At 45.7% G+C, this 17,099-nt stretch carries 15 protein-coding genes, 2 tRNA genes and 2 rRNA genes; 9 read left to right on the forward strand and 10 right to left on the reverse strand.

What is annotated here, in order from left to right; all coding sequences use genetic code 11:
* Position 1: 1 nt before the first annotated feature.
* Positions 2-496, reverse strand: coding sequence for a cyclic pyranopterin monophosphate synthase MoaC (moaC, locus tag ACGTNI_RS18500; protein WP_394464072.1), 495 nt, complete (start codon positions 494-496; stop codon positions 2-4).
* A gap of 164 nt (positions 497-660) precedes the next feature.
* Between moaC and ACGTNI_RS18505 the strand changes: the two genes are divergently transcribed.
* The 9 genes from ACGTNI_RS18505 to ACGTNI_RS18545 all read left to right on the forward strand — a co-directional run bounded on the left by ACGTNI_RS18505 (position 661) and on the right by ACGTNI_RS18545 (position 12,214).
* The gene (locus ACGTNI_RS18505) at positions 661-2,595 is read left to right on the forward strand and encodes an ABC-F family ATP-binding cassette domain-containing protein (protein WP_394464073.1); all 1,935 of its coding nucleotides are present in this window, start codon (positions 661-663) and stop codon (positions 2,593-2,595) included.
* A gap of 180 nt (positions 2,596-2,775) precedes the next feature.
* Positions 2,776-3,465, forward strand: a complete 690-nt coding sequence (locus ACGTNI_RS18510; RefSeq protein WP_394464074.1) for a response regulator — start codon at positions 2,776-2,778, stop codon at positions 3,463-3,465.
* On the forward strand, positions 3,465-4,856 hold the full coding sequence (locus tag ACGTNI_RS18515; protein ID WP_394464075.1) for a sensor histidine kinase: 1,392 nt from the start codon (positions 3,465-3,467) through the stop codon (positions 4,854-4,856). The genes ACGTNI_RS18510 and ACGTNI_RS18515 overlap by 1 nt, the downstream gene beginning before the upstream one ends.
* 12 nt (positions 4,857-4,868) lie before the next feature.
* A complete protein-coding gene (locus tag ACGTNI_RS18520) occupies positions 4,869-5,930 on the forward strand; it encodes an NAD(P)H-dependent flavin oxidoreductase (RefSeq protein WP_394464076.1) in 1,062 nt (353 codons plus the stop codon).
* 173 nt (positions 5,931-6,103) lie between these two features.
* Positions 6,104-7,015: a sulfate reduction electron transfer complex DsrMKJOP subunit DsrO gene (dsrO, locus tag ACGTNI_RS18525; protein WP_394464077.1), complete on the forward strand. Its 912-nt coding sequence runs from the start codon at positions 6,104-6,106 to the stop codon at positions 7,013-7,015.
* 12 nt (positions 7,016-7,027) lie between these two features.
* On the forward strand, positions 7,028-8,302 hold the full coding sequence (nrfD, locus tag ACGTNI_RS18530) for an NrfD/PsrC family molybdoenzyme membrane anchor subunit (protein WP_394464078.1): 1,275 nt from the start codon (positions 7,028-7,030) through the stop codon (positions 8,300-8,302).
* 2 nt (positions 8,303-8,304) lie between these two features.
* The gene (locus tag ACGTNI_RS18535; protein WP_394464079.1) at positions 8,305-11,406 is read left to right on the forward strand and encodes a molybdopterin-dependent oxidoreductase; all 3,102 of its coding nucleotides are present in this window, start codon (positions 8,305-8,307) and stop codon (positions 11,404-11,406) included.
* 14 nt (positions 11,407-11,420) lie between these two features.
* Positions 11,421-12,014, forward strand: a complete 594-nt coding sequence (locus tag ACGTNI_RS18540) for a molecular chaperone TorD family protein (protein ID WP_394464080.1) — start codon at positions 11,421-11,423, stop codon at positions 12,012-12,014.
* A 17-nt stretch (positions 12,015-12,031) separates the two neighbouring features.
* Positions 12,032-12,214 carry a twin-arginine translocase TatA/TatE family subunit gene (locus ACGTNI_RS18545; RefSeq protein ID WP_085505120.1) on the forward strand — a complete coding sequence of 61 codons (183 nt, stop codon included), beginning with the start codon at positions 12,032-12,034 and terminating at the stop codon, positions 12,212-12,214.
* A gap of 350 nt (positions 12,215-12,564) precedes the next feature.
* Here ACGTNI_RS18545 and tsaD read toward each other — a convergent pair whose 3' ends face one another.
* The 9 genes from tsaD to ACGTNI_RS18590 form a co-directional block, all read right to left on the reverse strand.
* Positions 12,565-13,605 (reverse strand): tRNA (adenosine(37)-N6)-threonylcarbamoyltransferase complex transferase subunit TsaD, encoded by a 1,041-nt coding sequence (tsaD, locus tag ACGTNI_RS18550; RefSeq protein WP_394464081.1) that lies wholly within the window; start codon positions 13,603-13,605, stop codon positions 12,565-12,567.
* Positions 13,592-14,050 (reverse strand): ribosomal protein S18-alanine N-acetyltransferase, encoded by a 459-nt coding sequence (gene rimI, locus ACGTNI_RS18555; protein WP_085505118.1) that lies wholly within the window; start codon positions 14,048-14,050, stop codon positions 13,592-13,594. The genes tsaD and rimI overlap by 14 nt, the downstream gene beginning before the upstream one ends.
* The gene (gene tsaB / locus ACGTNI_RS18560; RefSeq protein WP_085505117.1) at positions 14,051-14,737 is read right to left on the reverse strand and encodes a tRNA (adenosine(37)-N6)-threonylcarbamoyltransferase complex dimerization subunit type 1 TsaB; all 687 of its coding nucleotides are present in this window, start codon (positions 14,735-14,737) and stop codon (positions 14,051-14,053) included.
* On the reverse strand, positions 14,734-15,189 hold the full coding sequence (gene tsaE / locus ACGTNI_RS18565; RefSeq protein ID WP_085505116.1) for a tRNA (adenosine(37)-N6)-threonylcarbamoyltransferase complex ATPase subunit type 1 TsaE: 456 nt from the start codon (positions 15,187-15,189) through the stop codon (positions 14,734-14,736). Before tsaE ends, tsaB begins: the two co-directional genes overlap by 4 nt.
* Positions 15,190-15,194: 5 nt before the next feature.
* Complete coding sequence (thiL, locus tag ACGTNI_RS18570) at positions 15,195-16,178, reverse strand: thiamine-phosphate kinase (RefSeq protein WP_394464082.1); 984 nt, start codon at positions 16,176-16,178, stop codon at positions 15,195-15,197.
* A 124-nt stretch (positions 16,179-16,302) separates the two neighbouring features.
* Positions 16,303-16,379: transfer RNA gene (locus tag ACGTNI_RS18575), tRNA-Asp, on the reverse strand.
* Between the two features lie 101 nt (positions 16,380-16,480).
* Positions 16,481-16,557, reverse strand: a tRNA-Met gene (locus tag ACGTNI_RS18580).
* A 195-nt stretch (positions 16,558-16,752) separates the two neighbouring features.
* A 5S ribosomal RNA gene (gene rrf / locus ACGTNI_RS18585) occupies positions 16,753-16,866 on the reverse strand.
* Positions 16,867-16,990: 124 nt separating this feature from the next.
* Positions 16,991-17,099: ribosomal RNA gene (locus ACGTNI_RS18590) — 23S ribosomal RNA — on the reverse strand; the annotation flags it as partial.

The raw sequence follows: 17,099 nt of genomic DNA on the forward strand, positions 1-17,099 counted from the left end.
TTCACTCCTTGCTTTCTCTATAGAAGTCCCCGCTTTTCCCGCCTGTTTTCTCCATCAAATAGGTAGGTCCTATGACCATTCCTTTATCAACGGCTTTGCACATATCATAAACGGTAAGCGCAGTCGCTGAAGCTGCCGTGAGCGCTTCCATTTCTACACCGGTGCTTCCCTTCGTTTTGACTGAAGCATCAATCATCAAATGGTAGGTATCTTCCCCTTCTTGCTTCCATTCGAAATTGACGTCGACACCCTTCAGCTGTAATGGGTGGCACATCGGTATCCAGTCGGGTGTCTTTTTAGCTGCCATGATTCCGGCAACCTGAGCAACCGACAGCACGTCACCTTTGGAGATTTCTTTATTGGTGATCTTCTTATATATTTCATGGTTTACCTGGACACTGGATACAGCAGTCGCTGTTCGCGTGGTGACATCCTTTTCCGAGATATCGACCATTCGTGCCCTTCCCTGCTCATTGAAATGAGTGAACTCTGTCAAAGTAAAGCCTCCCTTGAAGCAGAAATTCTATTATGTGTATTTACATTACTTGTATTTTACCAAAAATGCAAAAGATAGTCGTTAAGTTTTTCACAATCTGCCATCATGCTTCTTGCCTGCCAGCTTTGATGTAAGATACACTTGACTCATTGAGGTGAACAAACATGATTCTGATGCAGATGAACCAGATTGAAAAACGATTCGGTGCTGAACTCATTCTATCGAATATTAAAATAGAAGTACAAACGAATGACCGGATTGCCATTGTCGGTCGTAACGGCGCAGGTAAGTCCACCCTGCTAAAAATCATGGCGGGAGAGATGGCTCATGATGGCGGGGAAAAGTTTCAGCCAAAGGACGTTTCCATTGGCTACCTGGCCCAGAATACCGGACTTGAATCCGACCGTACGATTTGGGATGAGATGGAGAAAGTCTTCAGCCATCTGAAGAAACTAGAAAGCGAGCTTCGTTCCATGGAAAGCCGGATGGCGGACCCCGACCTGATGGCAAACGAAAAAGAATACCAGCAACTATTGAAGGAATACGACAGTAAGCAGGAAACATTCAAAATGGAAGGCGGCTATCATTATGAAGCCGATATAAAAGCCGTACTGAACGGTCTTAACTTCCATGATTTCGATCTGGCTACCCCGATCAATACGTTGAGTGGCGGTCAAAAAACGCGGCTCTCGCTTGGGAAACTGTTGCTTTCCAAACCGGATGTCCTGATTCTGGACGAGCCGACCAACCATCTGGACATTGATACGCTCAGTTGGCTGGAAAATTACCTTCAGGGCTATCAGGGTGCAGTCGTCATCGTATCCCACGATCGGTACTTCCTCGATAAAATCGTGAAGACCGTGTATGAAATCGCCTTTCAATCTTCCAAGAAATATCACGGAAACTATAGTGATTATTTGAAAAAGAAAGAAGCCGATTTCGAGCTGGAAATGAAGCAGTACGAAAAGCAGCAGGCAGAAATTAAACGGATGGAGGAATTCATCCAGAAAAACATCGTCCGGGCTACAACCAGCAAGCGGGCACAAAGCAGAAGAAAGCAGCTCGAAAAAATGGATCGTGTCGATAAACCGAAAGATGACAATCAATCGGCGAAGTTCTCTTTCCAAGTTTCCAGACAAAGCGGTAATGACGTCCTCCGCCTTCGTGATCTTGCTTTCCGTTATCCGGATAGTGAAACGAACGTGTTCGAAAACGTCCACCTGGATGTTAACCGCGGTGACAGTATCGCGCTTGTCGGTCCGAACGGAGTCGGCAAAACCACCCTGCTCAAGACCATCATCGGCGACTTGAAAGCCAGCCAGGGAACGATTCAAATCGGAACCAATGTCCAGGTCGGTTATTATGACCAGGAACAGACAAAGCTCCATTCTACAAAAACTGTGCTCAATGAGTTATGGGATGATTATCCGATGAAAAACGAAAAAGACATCCGTACCATTCTCGGAAACTTCCTGTTTAGCGGCGAAGATGTGCTGAAGCCTGTTTCGTCTTTAAGCGGCGGCGAAAAAGCCCGTCTGTCCCTGGCTAAGTTGATGATGCAGGAAGCGAACCTGTTGATTCTCGATGAGCCGACCAACCACCTGGATCTCGACAGCAAAGAAGTATTAGAAGCGGCACTGGTAGACTTCCCAGGCACGATTATTTTCGTTTCCCACGACCGTTATTTCATTAATAAAATCGCGACACAGATTTTTGAAATGAAACCTGGGGAGTCTCGTATGTTCCTCGGTGATTACGACTATTATATAGGGAAAAAACAGGAAGAATATGAACTGGAGCAGCTGGAAAGCCAGGATCGCCAGCAGGAAACCAGCACCACACCAGACACGAAGACGAGCTTCCATCAGGATAAAGCCCAGAAACGGGAAGCCCGTAAACGCCAGCGGCGCATCGATGAAATCGAAACAGAAATTGCAGAAATCGAAGCAGCCATCGAAACCAACGATGAACTCTTATGTGATCCGGATATTTACCAGGATCATGAAAAATCACTGGAATTAACTTCAGAGAACGAACAACTGAGCAACAAGCTGGAGCATTTAATGGAAGAATGGGAAGAACTTCATACCGAAGAATAATAGAGCTTTGCTGATCACAGAATCAGCAAAGCTTTTTTACTTAGGGGAAACCGATGGAAACTTATCATTTCTACCCGTTGTATAAACGTAAAATACTAAAAATCTTTCATAATTTAGTACCCATTTCCTTATACCTCCTATGGTAAGCTAGAGGTATGTACTAGAACAGGAGTGTTGGAAATGTTGAAGGTGCTTATTGTCGATGATGAACCTATGATTCTCGAAGTCTTAGAAGCTTATATAAAAAAAGAAAATTATGATGTCTATTTGGCCGAAAACGGCGAAGAAGCATTGCAAATGTTTCATAGTGTCCACCCTCACTTCGTCATCCTCGATCTGATGCTGCCGGACCTTAGTGGCGAAAGTGTTTGCCAGCAGATTCGAAAAACATCGGATGTGCCAATCATGATGCTGACGGCAAAAGGACAGGAGAATGATCGCATCAATGGGATTGAAATCGGAGCGGATGATTATATCGTCAAACCATTCAGCCCCCGCGAAGTGATCGTGCGGATGAAATCGATTTTAAAAAGAACAGGCTATCTCTATATGGAAGATTCTTTATCATTCAATAACGGGGAGCTGACGATCTTCCCGGCTAAAAAGCTTGTTTATGTTAATGATGAGTCCGTTTCACTGACCCCGATTGAATTTCAATTGATTACCCAAATGGCCAACCGGCCAGGCTATGCATTTACCCGGGCGGAGCTATTGAAAACCATCCAGGACGCTGGCTATTTTGAGGGTTATGAAAGAAATATAGACGTCCATATCAAAAACATCCGGAAGAAAATTGAAGAGGATACGAAACATCCCAAGTACATCCTGACCGTTTTTGGTACAGGATATCGATTTGGAGGGGAAAGCTGATGTTCCGAACACTGCGTGCCAGAACCTTGATTGCCTTCATTGCTATTTCTTTGATTGGTGTTGTTTTTATCAGCGGAGCTTTTAAATATGCTTTTGAAGACTGTTTCAGTGATTACCTGGATGATAAACGAGAAGCAGAAGTGGACCGGGTCGTCACATTCCTTCAAAAGGAACACCAACGTGATGGTAAGATAACAGGAGACAGTATTGATGCGATGCTTCCCTATCAGGCGATGACAGAAAGCTTATTTTATCGAATCTATGACAGCAGCGGGAGTCTGGTGCTTGATTCTACAGACCTCGTAAAGGAAATAGCCAAAATGAAAGAGGATCAGCATGGGGAAGCACCGAATTATAAAGATATGGATTACACTCAGGAGACGCGGGAACTGACTTATGACGGCGAAAACATCGGCACGATGGAAGTCAATTATCATCGTGGCTATGAGAAAGGTGAATTTCAGTTCCAGGCTAAAATCGATAAATACATTGCTGTCTCCGCCCTTGGAATTTTCGGGTTATCGATCGGGCTCAGCTTTTTATTCAGTAACCAGCTGACTTCAGGTTTGCGCCGGGTAAAGGATGCAGTCCAGGCGTTAAGCAACAATGATACGACCGTACGTGTTACGAACAGTAAACTGACAGACGAAATCCAGCAGGTAGCGGATGCCTATAACCAGCTCGCGGAACGTCTGAATAGCCAGCAGATGCTGCGAAAACAATTCACAGCGGATATCGCTCACGAACTCCGCACGCCCATTACAATTTTAAAAACACAAATCGAAGCCTTTCAGGATGGCATCTGGCAACCGACCCAGGAACGCCTGGCAAACAGCCATAAAGAGCTGATGCGACTGGTACGAATGGTCAATGACCTCGAGGAACTGATGGAAGCAGAAAACCCTGATATCCATTTGAATGTGGAAGAAGTGAATACGAACCAAACACTCACCCATATCAAAGAGCACTTCTATGTCGCGGCCAAACAAAAAGATCTTCAGCTCGATTTGACCCTCCCGGAGGAACCGATTTATTTTGAAGGCGATAAAGACAGGGTCTGGCAAATCATGTTGAACCTTGTATCAAACGCTATCCGTTATACTCCGGAAAAAGGAACAATCCGGATTCAGGCAAATGAAACGGCAGAAAATGTCTTTATTACGGTAACCGACGATGGAATCGGCATCGCTGCGGAAGACTTACCGCATATATTCGACCGCTTCTACCGTGCAGAAAAATCACGGGCCCGCAAAACAGGAGGAGCTGGAATCGGCCTGGCAATCGTGAAAGCACTCGTTCAGGCCCATCATGGTCAAATAAATGCCCAAAGCACAGAAGGAAAAGGTACAAAAATGATCGTACAGCTTCCTAAAAAAACTTCCACTAAGTAGGAGGATGATTGGATGTGGCAGCTCAATGAAGTGACCTCCCTGCTTACTATTGAGGTTCCTATCATACAAGCAGGCATGGCAGGGGGCGTCACTACGCCGGAACTGGTCGCCGCAGTATCTAATGCCGGAGGGTTAGGAACAATCGGAGCCGGTTATATGACTCCAAAGGAATTACAGACAGCTATCCGGGAGACAAAAAAGCGGACAGATAAGCCGTTCGGTGTCAACGTGTTCGTACCGGAAGAAAGCACAGGATCTGAAGCAGATATCTCGTTCGCCAATGACTTGTTGCAGCCTTTTCATGAGGAATTACAAATAGAACCGACCGAGGAGGTATCGCATTCCTCCTCTACTTTCCAAAAGCAACTGGACGTCATTGTAGAAGAAAAAGTTCCCGTTTGCAGTTTTACTTTTGGCGTGCCATCACAAACAGTGGTCAGCCGTTTAAAAAACCATCAGATTCGCCTGATCGGTACAGCGACTACAGTCAAAGAAGCAATCATCAATGAAGATGCCGGAATTGATCTTGTCGTTGCACAGGGCAGTGAAGCCGGCGGTCATCGTGGAACATTCGCTGCTTCCTTTGAGCAGGGAGCGGTCGGTATCATGTCCCTTGTTCAAAGAATGGCAGCCCGCGTATCTATTCCAGTCATCGCTGCCGGTGGTATTATGGACGCGCGTGGCTTTGTCGCTGCGACTAAGCTTGGCGCTCAGGGAGTGCAAATGGGTACCGCTTTCCTGACATCACCAGAAAGTGGCGCAAAACCGCTTCATAAACAAGCAATTCTCGAAAGCGACGGCGATGATACGGTGCTCACCCGCTCGTTCAGTGGAAAACCAGCACGAGGAATTGAAAATGCCTTCATCCGCCATTTGCGCCAGCATGAGCATCAATTGCCGCCTTATCCCATCATGAACACGTTAACCAAAACATTGCGAAAGGCAGCAGCTGAACAAAACAAACCCGACTACATGTCCCTCTGGGCAGGTCAGAACGCCTCCCTCAGCCGTGAAGTCCCTGCGGGTCAAATAATCGAACGCATGGTCAACGAAATAAAAGGACTATGTGAATAAGGGGAAACTGTCATGAAATTTTCATGGCAGTTTTTTTGTGTCCATTTTTGACTACTTCGTGGCTAACTTATAAAGAAGATATGAAGACGTCATTTTTCGTGACATTTGTCACAGTTGAGTCTCCCACCCTCTCTCTACAATAAAGTTAACGACAAGGATGAGAGGTGAAATCAATGCTTAGTAACATGCTTGGAAGTAAAAACATGACAGAAAAAGACTGGAACAACTTGCTTGATACAGCGTTGCCAGATGTAGAGAAAGAGATGGAGGCATCTCCCTTCGATACAAAGCTGAGTTTCAATATGGCGGATGATGCCAGAAAGGTAATCAACGGCAAGTTGAATATCAAAGACTTCCATAAAAAATACCATTCCAAATTGATGCGGGAGTTCGGGGAGGAAGTAGGACAGGACTTTGCTTCTGGTGCCGATGATGACAGTACGGCGACAGACGGCGTCAAATGGGGCATGGTCATCGATTTACGGAAATGTGTTGGATGTGATACATGTACGGTTTCCTGTAAGGCGGAAAATCGTACTCCACCCGGGATCTCCTACAATGTGGTCCTGGAACAGGAAATCGGTGATTTTCCGAATGTCGCCAAAGTGAATTTACCGCGCCCATGTATGCAGTGCGAAAAGCCTTCCTGCGTGCAAGTCTGCCCGACCAGGGCGACATTCAAACTGGATAATGGCATCGTAACCATTGATAATGACCGCTGTATCGGCTGTCGTTATTGTATCGTTGCCTGTCCTTACGGTGCGAGATCGTTTGATTTCGGTGAAAGCTACGAAGATGAAATGCTTGGCTATAACGATGTTACCAGTCCTGAATATGGGATTGAACGCGGGGAAAGAAAGCCAGGCAAAACACCGATCGGCACCGTAAGGAAGTGCAACTTCTGTCTGCACCGTCTGGAACGTGGCGAAGAGCCGGCTTGTGTAGAAACTTGTGTCGGCGATGCCAGATTCTTCGGAGATTTGAACGACCCGAACAGCACCGTATCCAAGCTATCTAAAAGTCCACGCGCCTTCCGCTTGAAGAGTGATCTAGGCAACGGACCGAATGTCATCTATCTAAAATAGGAGGTGGAACCTATGGCAACTACTGCAGTAGCTGCGCCGAAGGTTAAAGTCAAAGAAAAACAAAGCAAACGTTTTAAGCTATGGATAGGATTTTTATTATTATTGTTCTTCGCTGGCGGTTATTTCATCGTTGAGCGTCTCGTCCAGGGGCTTCCGGTCACCAATTTATCATCGATCACCCCCTGGGGAGCCTGGATTGCCTTTTATATCTTTTTTGTCGGCTTGAGTGCAGGGTCCTTCCTATTGTCTACCTTGATCTATGTATTCGGCATGATGGAATATGAGCGGATCGGAAGGATGGCCCTATTTACTGCCATTGTCTGTATGATTGTCGCTTTGACCTTTGTATTGATGGACCTCGGCAGGCCGGAACGGATGTTGAACGCCATCATTTATTGGAATGTTACCAGTCCGCTGGCATGGGAGGTCCACTTTTATCTCGTCTACATCGCCCTGCTCACGACAGAATTATATATTGCCATGCGGGAAGATCTCGTTCGGTTAGCTGGAACACCTTCTTTAAAAGGAAAAATCGCCAAGTGGCTCACATTCAAAAACAGCACCATTAATGAAAGTACAAAAAAACGCGACCATAAGTGGATGAAGATTCTCGGAACCATCGGGATACCACTTGCGATTTTAGGTGTCCATGGCGGTACTGGTACCATTTTTGCCGTCGTGCAGGCACGTCCATCATGGAACACCGGTCTCTTCCCTGTCATCTTCGTCGTCTCGGCTATGGTCTCAGGGACCGCCCTGTTACTTGCCATGTACATCATTAAGAAAAAAGCAACCAGACAAAAAATCGACCACGGCATGGTCGTTTCCCTTGCGAAGATGATGGTCGCGTTTCTATTCATCGACCTTGGTCTCCAGTTCTATGAATATCTCGTCGGTGTTTATGGATTGGAACATCACCATCTCGAAGGGCTCGGCACGATGATGGGCAGCGCCTACAGCTGGTCCTTCTGGGGAGTGCAAATGTTCCTTGGAGCGGCTATTCCCATATTTTTAGTCTTCTATAAGAAAACGAGTAAAAACGTCAACGCCTTGCTGACTGCCGCCATCCTCATCGTCATCGGAATCATCGGTGTACGCTTCAACATCGTCGTACCTGCACAAATTGTCCCATTGTTCGAAGGGTTCCCTGCCGGTGACTACTTCCCTACCTTCAATGAATGGATGGTAAGCATCGGAATAGCAGCAATGGGATTGTTAATTTATACGTTCGGAGAACAACTTTTGCCGATTGAAGAAATTCAATCACCGGAGAAATCGGAGGGCTGATCATGGATAATAAACCAATGAAACGGAGAAGTTTTTTAAAAGCATTAGGAGCCTTTAGTGCCGTTGCGGTTGTCGGACCTGCCTTCATTGGTCCCGTCAAACAAGTGGCCAGCGGCGTGTGGGGAGATGAAGGACATGGCTACGGCAGTGATTATCAGGATTATGGCGCAGAAGACGTCATCTTTACCACCTGCGAGCAATGTAACAGTTTCTGTACCATCAAAGCTTACGTGACAAGCGGCAATAAGAACGGCCCATACAGCTCCATCATACGTAAAATTGCAGGAAACCAGTATAGCCCAATCAACATGGTACCTTACGGAGCAATCGCGTATGATACTTCTCTCGATGATGCTGTCCGGGGTACAGGAGATGTTAAAAGAGAAGGCCGAGGCTTCCGTGGCGGCCGTACCTGCTTGAAGGGGCAGGCAGGCATCCAGACTGCCTATGATGCTTATCGGGTCAAGAAGCCATTGAAACGTGTTGGTCCACGCGGCAACGGCAAATGGAAAACGATCAGCTGGGAACAGGCTTATGAAGAAATCATCAACGGCAGCAGCGACCTGAAGACTCCTGGTCTCAAAGAACTTTCTGCTTATGTTCCGGAAGAAGAAGTCATGAGTGATTGGGAAAAAGTGAAAGAAGAAAAGATGGACTTCGAAGCATTCGATAACAAGTATCGCGATGTATTGATTGATACCAAACATCCCGACTTTGGCTCGAAAGTCAACCAGGTTACCTTTATGGTCGGCGACCGGCGCGACTTCATGGAGCGTTTCATCCTGCAAAGTCTTGGCAGCAAGAACTATTATCACCATGGCGGTGTCTGCGGTATCAGCTCGGTTACCGGCAATGTCCGCTCCTACTCTGCCAGTGAAAAGAAGAAAAAACGACAGTATGCGGATGTAGAAAATACATTGTTCTTACTCGTATGGGGCACGAACCCAATGGTCGCCAACAAAGGACCGACCTGGCTCGCTCCTAAAATTACAAATGCGATCGAAAATGGCATGAAAATGGCGGTTGTTGATCCACGCCTCAGTAAAACCGCCGAAAAAGCGGATATGTGGCTTCCTGTCAAACCAGGAACCGACGGTGCACTGGCCCTGGCTATCGGCCGCTGGATTATTGAAAATAAGCAATACGATGAATCGTATTTGACCAACCCGAATAAAAAAGCTGCTGAAATGGATGAGGAACCGACATGGAGTGATGCAACCCATCTTGTAAACCTCAGTGATCCAAAACGGCCGAAGCTCCGCGCAAGCGACCTTGGCATCGGATCAGAAGACCAATTCGTCGTCATCGAAAACGGCAAACCCGTCCCTCATGACAAAGCGATGGAAGGTGAGCTGGAAGTAGATACAAAAATCAAAGGTCTAGAGCTGAAATCGACATTCCAGCTTTATAAAGAACGAGTCATGGAAAAATCACTTGATGTGTACGCAGAAATTACTACGATTGAAAAGCAGCAAATCATCAAATTAGCCAAAACATTCACTTCCTACGGGAAGCGTGCAGCTATTATGGCTTACAGAGGCCCTGCGATGCATGAAAATGGCTATTATAACCAGCGTGCAATCGTTATGCTGAATCATTTAATCGGAAGCTATGACTGGAAAGGCGGTAACATTACTACCGGCGCCTCCTATCAAGAATTCACAGGACGCTACGATTTGATGACTGTCCCCGATGGCAAAAAGGCATGGGGAATACCAACAGGCCGCTATCAGTCCAAATATGAAGACTCGACACTGTTTGAAAAAGACGGATACCCTGCCAAACGGCCGTGGTTCCCGCTCAGCGGTCAGACGGTCGCAGAGGTGTTGCCAAGTGCTTTAGATGGATACCCATATCCTATTAAAGCCTTGTTTACCCACCGGATGTCCCCTGTTCTGTCCTCTCCTAATGGGCAAGTACAGGAAGAGGCGCTTAAGGATCCGAAGGTGCTTCCATTGTATGTAGCATCGGATGTCCAAATCGGGGATTCATCGAAGTATGCTGATTTCATTCTTCCAGATACGACCTATTTAGAGCGCTGGGGCAGAGAATCCATCTACCCGAACATCACCACTAAGTTCACAGGTGTCTACCAGCCGGTTACAAGAGTGTTCCCGGAAGTCCGCTCGTTTGAAAACAGCGTCATTGAACTGGGCAAACGGATGGAACTTCCCGGTTTCGGAGACAAGGCATTCCCTGATGGCAGCTCCCTGCATAGGGAAGAAGATTTTTATATCAAACGGGTCGCCAACATCGCTTTTGATGAAAAACCAGTACCGGACGCTTCTCAGCGGGAATTGAACATTTTCACAAGCGCCCGTAAGAAAGGGTTAGGAAAATACTTTGATGAGAACAGATGGAAACAGGCGGTCAAACCGGAAGAATGGGCGAAAGTCGTCTATGTGCTGAATCGTGGCGGACGGTTTGAAGAAGCAGGAAGCGAGTATAATGGCAACCATATCAAGTACCAGCACGGCGGTCAGGCTGACTTTTACGATGAAGGGGTGGCCGCTCACAAGAATACATTTAACGGGGAACACTTTGAAGGCATGCCATATTACCAGCCGATCAAAACCTTTGATCGTAAGCCCGTCGACCAGCCAAAACCATTGCAATTCATTAACTGGAAATCCAGGAATTTAGGTACCTACCGCAACGTAAGCAGTGCCTGGCTGAGAGAAGTACGCTCCGACAACTATATTTGGATCAACCCGGTTGATGCCAACAAGCGAGGATTGAAAAGCGGCGATACCGTGACGATTGACAATGGTACGATCAAGCTGAAAGGCACGGTCACCGTCACAGGTGGTATTGCTCCAGGAGTCGTCGGTTCTGCCTATAACATGGGACAGACAGGTTACGGGGTGAACAGCCAGTATATTGACGGCAAAAAGGAAAAAGAACTTCCGGGTTACAACCACACCCCATTTGAGTTCAACAAGCCGATGCATGAAGAAGCAGGATTCCCAGGATCACGTGGAGATGGATTTATCGTCAACAAATTGACATATGTGGATGACAGCATGAAGCATGGCGTGATGTATGATGAAATTGGGGGCTCCCCTGGTCAATTGGATATGTTTGTAGATATTAAGAAAGCTTAAAGGAGGAAATTGACATGCTTACGATTGAAGAACGTAACGGTCAATTATTGTTGACGCAGTTATTTACCCACATCTGGTTCGGCGAATGGGATCATTATGAAAAGGTATTGAATCAACTGCCCGATGAACTGAAAGAATCATTCCCTTTCCATCCGTATTATAATCGGGAAGACTTCGAACTCTGGTATGAAAATTACTTTTCTATCCCAGGCGTCTACTTCATTCCTCCTTACGTGTCCAGTTACACGGAAAAGACAGAGGAAGCGATCGACCGCTCCCGTCAGGATCTTCTTTGCCTGATTGGTAAGTTTGAAGAAATGGGTTTTTACTATCCAATTGAAAAGGGAGAATTTCCGGACCATATCGGCAGCCTGACTGCCTTTCTGTCGGCGGCAGCAACAGAAGAGATTAAGGCGGAACAGGAAGGAAATACCGAACTGGCCAGACAGTTACGGAATGCCCAACTCGATATGTATCAGTCTCATATGAAGCAAGGGCTGAAAAAAGTCGCCAGACATAGCAAAAGAAAACTGGAAGATCCATTTTTCAGTGTTTTTATCCCGTACTACCTGGATACAATGAAAGAGTTATTTGATACCCATAAATAATAGAGGAGTTGATCCGCATGTTATCTAATATCGGAATCCCTGGTTTGATCTTAGTATTAGTAATCGCATTGATTATCTTTGGCCCATCCAAATTGCCTGAAATCGGGAAAGCGTTCGGCAGCACATTAAAAGAATTCAAAAAGGCGACCAATGAACTTGTGAGTGACGATCCGAGTAATGACCAGAAAAAAGAACAATAACTAAGCAAGAAGGACTGTTGCTGAGACAGTCCTTCTTTTATGCATCCAATGAATCGAATAGCTAACAGCATCCACATAGTTATTCACAGTTGAACAGCTATTTTATTACTTTTGCACAGGTTTATACACATTATCCACAAGAGGATTCACATTTATCCACTTTTTCCACAGATAATATGAACACTTAGGAATAAAGTGTTTGCGAATGATTATCCACAGTATATTTATGCATCTGTGTATAACACCTTACTTTCCCCCAATAACTTATACACATGGTTATTGCAAAAAAACTTGGCCCTTAGCTTATTGAATAACTTACAAATTAAAAAAACTCCCTGCTTTAGGGAGTTTTACCTTTGTTTTATAGATCTGTTCGCATAACGTTCCAGACTTAACGATGGATTGGCGTTTAAATCCCACCCGGCGCGATGGCCCTGTTGATACGCAGCAGTCCCTGCCGCTGCAATCATTGCCGCATTATCTGTGCACAGTTTTAATGGAGGAATCAACAATTCGATCTCTTCCCCTTCGAACTTGTCTGCCAAAGCCTTACGCAGCCCCTGATTAGCAGCTACTCCTCCGGCTACAATCACCTGCTTCACCTGATACTCCTTGGCAGCCTGATACGTTTTTGTGGATAACACGTCAACTACACTCGCCTGGAAGCTTGCTGCTACATTTTTGTCTTCCAAAATGTCACCTTTTTGTTTCGCGTTGTGCAGCTTGTTGATAACTGCGGATTTCAATCCACTGAAGCTGAAGTCATAAGAGCCCTCTTCGAGCCAGGCTCGTGGGAAATCAATCGTTTCGTCTCCCTCTTGGGCAAGCTTATCGATATGTGGACCACCAGGATAAGGCAGTTTCAACGTCCTGGCTACTTTATCATAAGCCTCCCCAGCAGCATCATCCCTGGTCTCTCCAATTACTTCAAAAGAACCATGTTCTTTCATTAGAATCAATTCCGTATGTCCGCCGGAGACGACTAAAGATAATAAAGGGAATTCAAATTCTTTTTCCAACCGGTTGGCATAAATATGTCCGGCAATATGATGGACCCCCACCAATGGCTTATTTTTAGCAAAAGCGAGGGCTTTAGCCGTATTCACACCGACAAGCAATGCACCGACAAGTCCAGGCCCTTCCGTTACCGCAATGGCATCGAGATCGTCAATCTCCATTCCTGCCTGGGACAATGTTTCTTCCAATGTAATCGTAATCTGCTCGATATGGTGGCGGGATGCTATTTCCGGAACAACTCCGCCGAAGCGTTTATGACTTTCGATTTGTGAAGCTACAACGTTAGCTACGAGCTCTCTGCCATTTTTCACAATCGCTGCAGCTGTTTCATCACAACTCGTTTCAATCGCTAGTATATAATTATCTTTCGTCATGAAAATTCACCCACATCACTAATGCGTCCTCTCCATTATCCGTATAATATTGCTTGCGAATCCCACCAGGAACCAACCCGAATTTCCGATACATGTGCTGTGCTCCTGTATTAGTTACACGCACTTCCAGGGAGAGCATGATAGCCCCCTTCTCGACAGCTTGTTCGATGACATGGCCAAACAATAAAGCCCCATAGCCTTTCCCTCGATGGCTTGGAAGTATAGCGATATTGGTAATATGAGCTTCATCAATGATCATCCATAATCCGCAATAGCCAAAAATACGGTTTTCGTCTTCAATTACATAATAAACAGCGAAATTATTCTGCTCGACTTCCCCGACAAAAGCTTCTCGTTTCCAGGGGATTGCGAAGGAAGCATGCTCGATTTCCATCACTTCATCGATATCGTCGACAGTCATTTCCCTGACCGTTACGTTGTCCATTTATCTCTTCTCCTGCTGTTCCAGCCATTTAGCTTCAGCTTCTACCAGCCTTAAATAGTTAGGAACGAGACCATGCAAAGGTTCAGCTTCCTTGCTCTTTCCTGCCAAAGCTAATGCACTAGGGCGAGGGACATGCCAGGCTTGCGGGGGGATAACCGCCTGATCACCTAATATTTCTTCAATAGCTTCCCGGTAGAGCTCAACATCCTGACTTAAAAATAAAATCGGTTCTTCCCTATCCTTCAATTCTTCCAGCCATTCTGTCATCAGTATATTGGTTTCATCTTTCACAAGCTTCATATCCTGGTCGTATAAGCCTGTGTAAACCAAGCCTCTTCTGGCATCAAAGAAAGGACAGATGCTGCCATTAAAATACATCCCCTGATAGGCTAATACTTCCAGGCTTGAAACGCCTATCACAGGGATATTCAATGCCCATCCCATTGATTTTGCTGTGGTAAGACCAATCCGCACACCGGTATAGGAACCCGGCCCTTTGGCAACAACGATTCTTTCCAAATCGGAAGGAGCCACTCCTGTTTCCTTCATCAATTGATCGATGGCCGGCATCAATCGTACAGAATGATTTTTCTTTATATTTGTAATCAATTCACCAGCTGTTTCTCCATTTTTTACAACAGCCACTCCCAAGATTTGATTAGATGTATCTATAGCTAATACGTTCATAAAAATAGCTCCTCGCATATCTTTTCCAAATGAGGATCCTCTGTTTTCCCTTCAATGAAACGTGCCCGTTCATCCAGATAAATGATAGTAAGATCCAGCCTTCTTTTCGGTAAAAAATCCTGAATGAACTGTGCCCATTCTACCACCGTAACTCCTTCTCCCTCAAAATACTCCTCGAAACCAATATCCTCTTCGCTGTCTTCCAGGCGATAGGCATCAATGTGATAGAGGGGGATACGGCCTTCATACTCTTTCACAATCGTAAACGTCGGGCTGCTGATCGTCCGTTTGACTCCAAGCCCTTCTCCAAGGCCTTTAGTGAAAGTTGTTTTTCCAGCGCCTAAATCACCTTCAAGAGTCAAAACGTCACCTGCCTGTAAACGCTCGCCAAGCCGTCTGGCGAGTTCCTTTGTCTGTGCCTCGGAAGTTGACGTGATTTTAAAAGATTTCACCCTTATCACCTATCCTGTCGTAAATGTGTATAGCCCGATTTCGCTAATCGTGATTTTTCATTTTCTTCATATAGAAACACAACCGGTTCCCTATCCTTTTTTTCTGTCACCGAACCAATTTTAGTTACACGGGTGGAGGACGCTTTGGCAGCCTGTTGTACAGCTTCCCAGTCCTTTTCCGGGACAGCTCCGAGCAGCTCGAAGTCTTCTCCTCCTGATAACATCCATGATTTACATATTTCCTTTTCCAGCCTGCTCAAATAGTCCACTCTCGGCAAGTCCTCATACTTGATATGTAGATCAACACCGGAAGCTGCAGCAATTTCATTTGACTCGCTGGCAACACCATCGCTGACATCATTTAAGGCGACACGCTTCAGTGACTGCAGCTGAAGGGCAAACGCTACACGAGGAGCCGGTTGTCTGTGTCGGCTAATAAAATAGTCAGCTGCAGCCTCATCGAAATGATGCTTGCCTAATAAATATTCCAGCCCGGCTTGTGCATCACCCAAGGTGCCAGTCACAAATAAGACATCGCCTGATTTGGCCAAATTGCGATACCTGCTTTTGTCAGGTGGTACAAGACCAAATACCGTAACAGAAACCACCAGCTCTTTTCCTGAAACCGTATCGCCACCAATCAGATCCATCCTGTATTGCTTTGCGAGCTCCTTCATACCTGAATAAATTTCATCAATTTCCTCTACAGACCAATCCTCCGGAATCACAATAGATACCATATAAAAAGCAGGGGCTGCACCCATAGCAGCTAAATCACTGATATTGACCGCGAGAGCACGATAGCCCACATGGAACGGCTCCATGGTCTCCCTTGAGAAATGTACATCTTCTACCAGTGTATCCACCGCGGTTATAATATCCTGGTTATTCGCTCGAAAAACTGCTGCATCATCACCGATGCCCTTCAGCACTGAGGGCTGAAAATAAACATCCTGCTTGATGGAATCGATGAAAGAAAATTCATCCATAGATGGTGAGCCTCCTACGTTCATAAAAAGATAAGTTCATTATATCAATAACTTGTCCAAAGATAAAAAAATGCATAACAAAAGCCTTAGGATTTACCTAAGGCTTTTCATATCGAATTTATAATGGCGGTCCGGACGGGACTCGAACCCGCGACCTCCTGCGTGACAGGCAGGCATTCTAACCAACTGAACTACCGGACCAAAGCTAAGATATATGTAAGTAAAAAAATTTGATTGTACTTTACAGTACACGATTTTCAACTAACTAGGAAGATTATTCGACGTTGCAAGTGAAAATATTTTGGTTGCGGGGGCAAGATTTGAACTTGCGACCTTCGGGTTATGAGCCCGACGAGCTACCAGACTGCTCCACCCCGCGATAGTGTAAATGCGTTATTTTGCGCACCTACGATAATAGTGTACGACTGTTCGTCGTGTTGAAAGTGAATTCAGAGAAGTTGCACTCCTCACAAAACCTACTCAGATGTATTTCCAAGATGTTTACGGTTTTGCTCCACCCCGCGATAGTGTAAATGCATTTCTTTCTGCACTTACGATAAGTATAAAACTGACAGCCTAGCAGCGTCCTACTCTCACGGGGATAAACCCGACTACCATCGGCGCTGGAGAGCTTAACTACTGTGTTCGGCATGGGAACAGGTGTGACCTCTCCGCTATCGCCACTAGACCTTTTATATTAGCGACAAGATTAATTATATTAACTTTCCGCTAAAAAATCAAGAGTTTTTTTAGTAAACCCTCAAAACTAGATAAGCAACATTCAACGACGAACGTCGTTTCCACGACATTTGTTAGTTAAGTCCTCGATCGATTAGTATCCGTCAGCTCCACGTGTCACCACGCTTCCACCTCGGACCTATCTACCTCATCGTCTCTGAGGGATCTTACTCACTCGAAGTG

This window comes from Thalassobacillus sp. B23F22_16 (genome assembly GCF_043496955.1).
Taxonomy (GTDB): Bacteria; Bacillota; Bacilli; order Bacillales; family Halobacillaceae; genus Thalassobacillus; species Thalassobacillus devorans_A.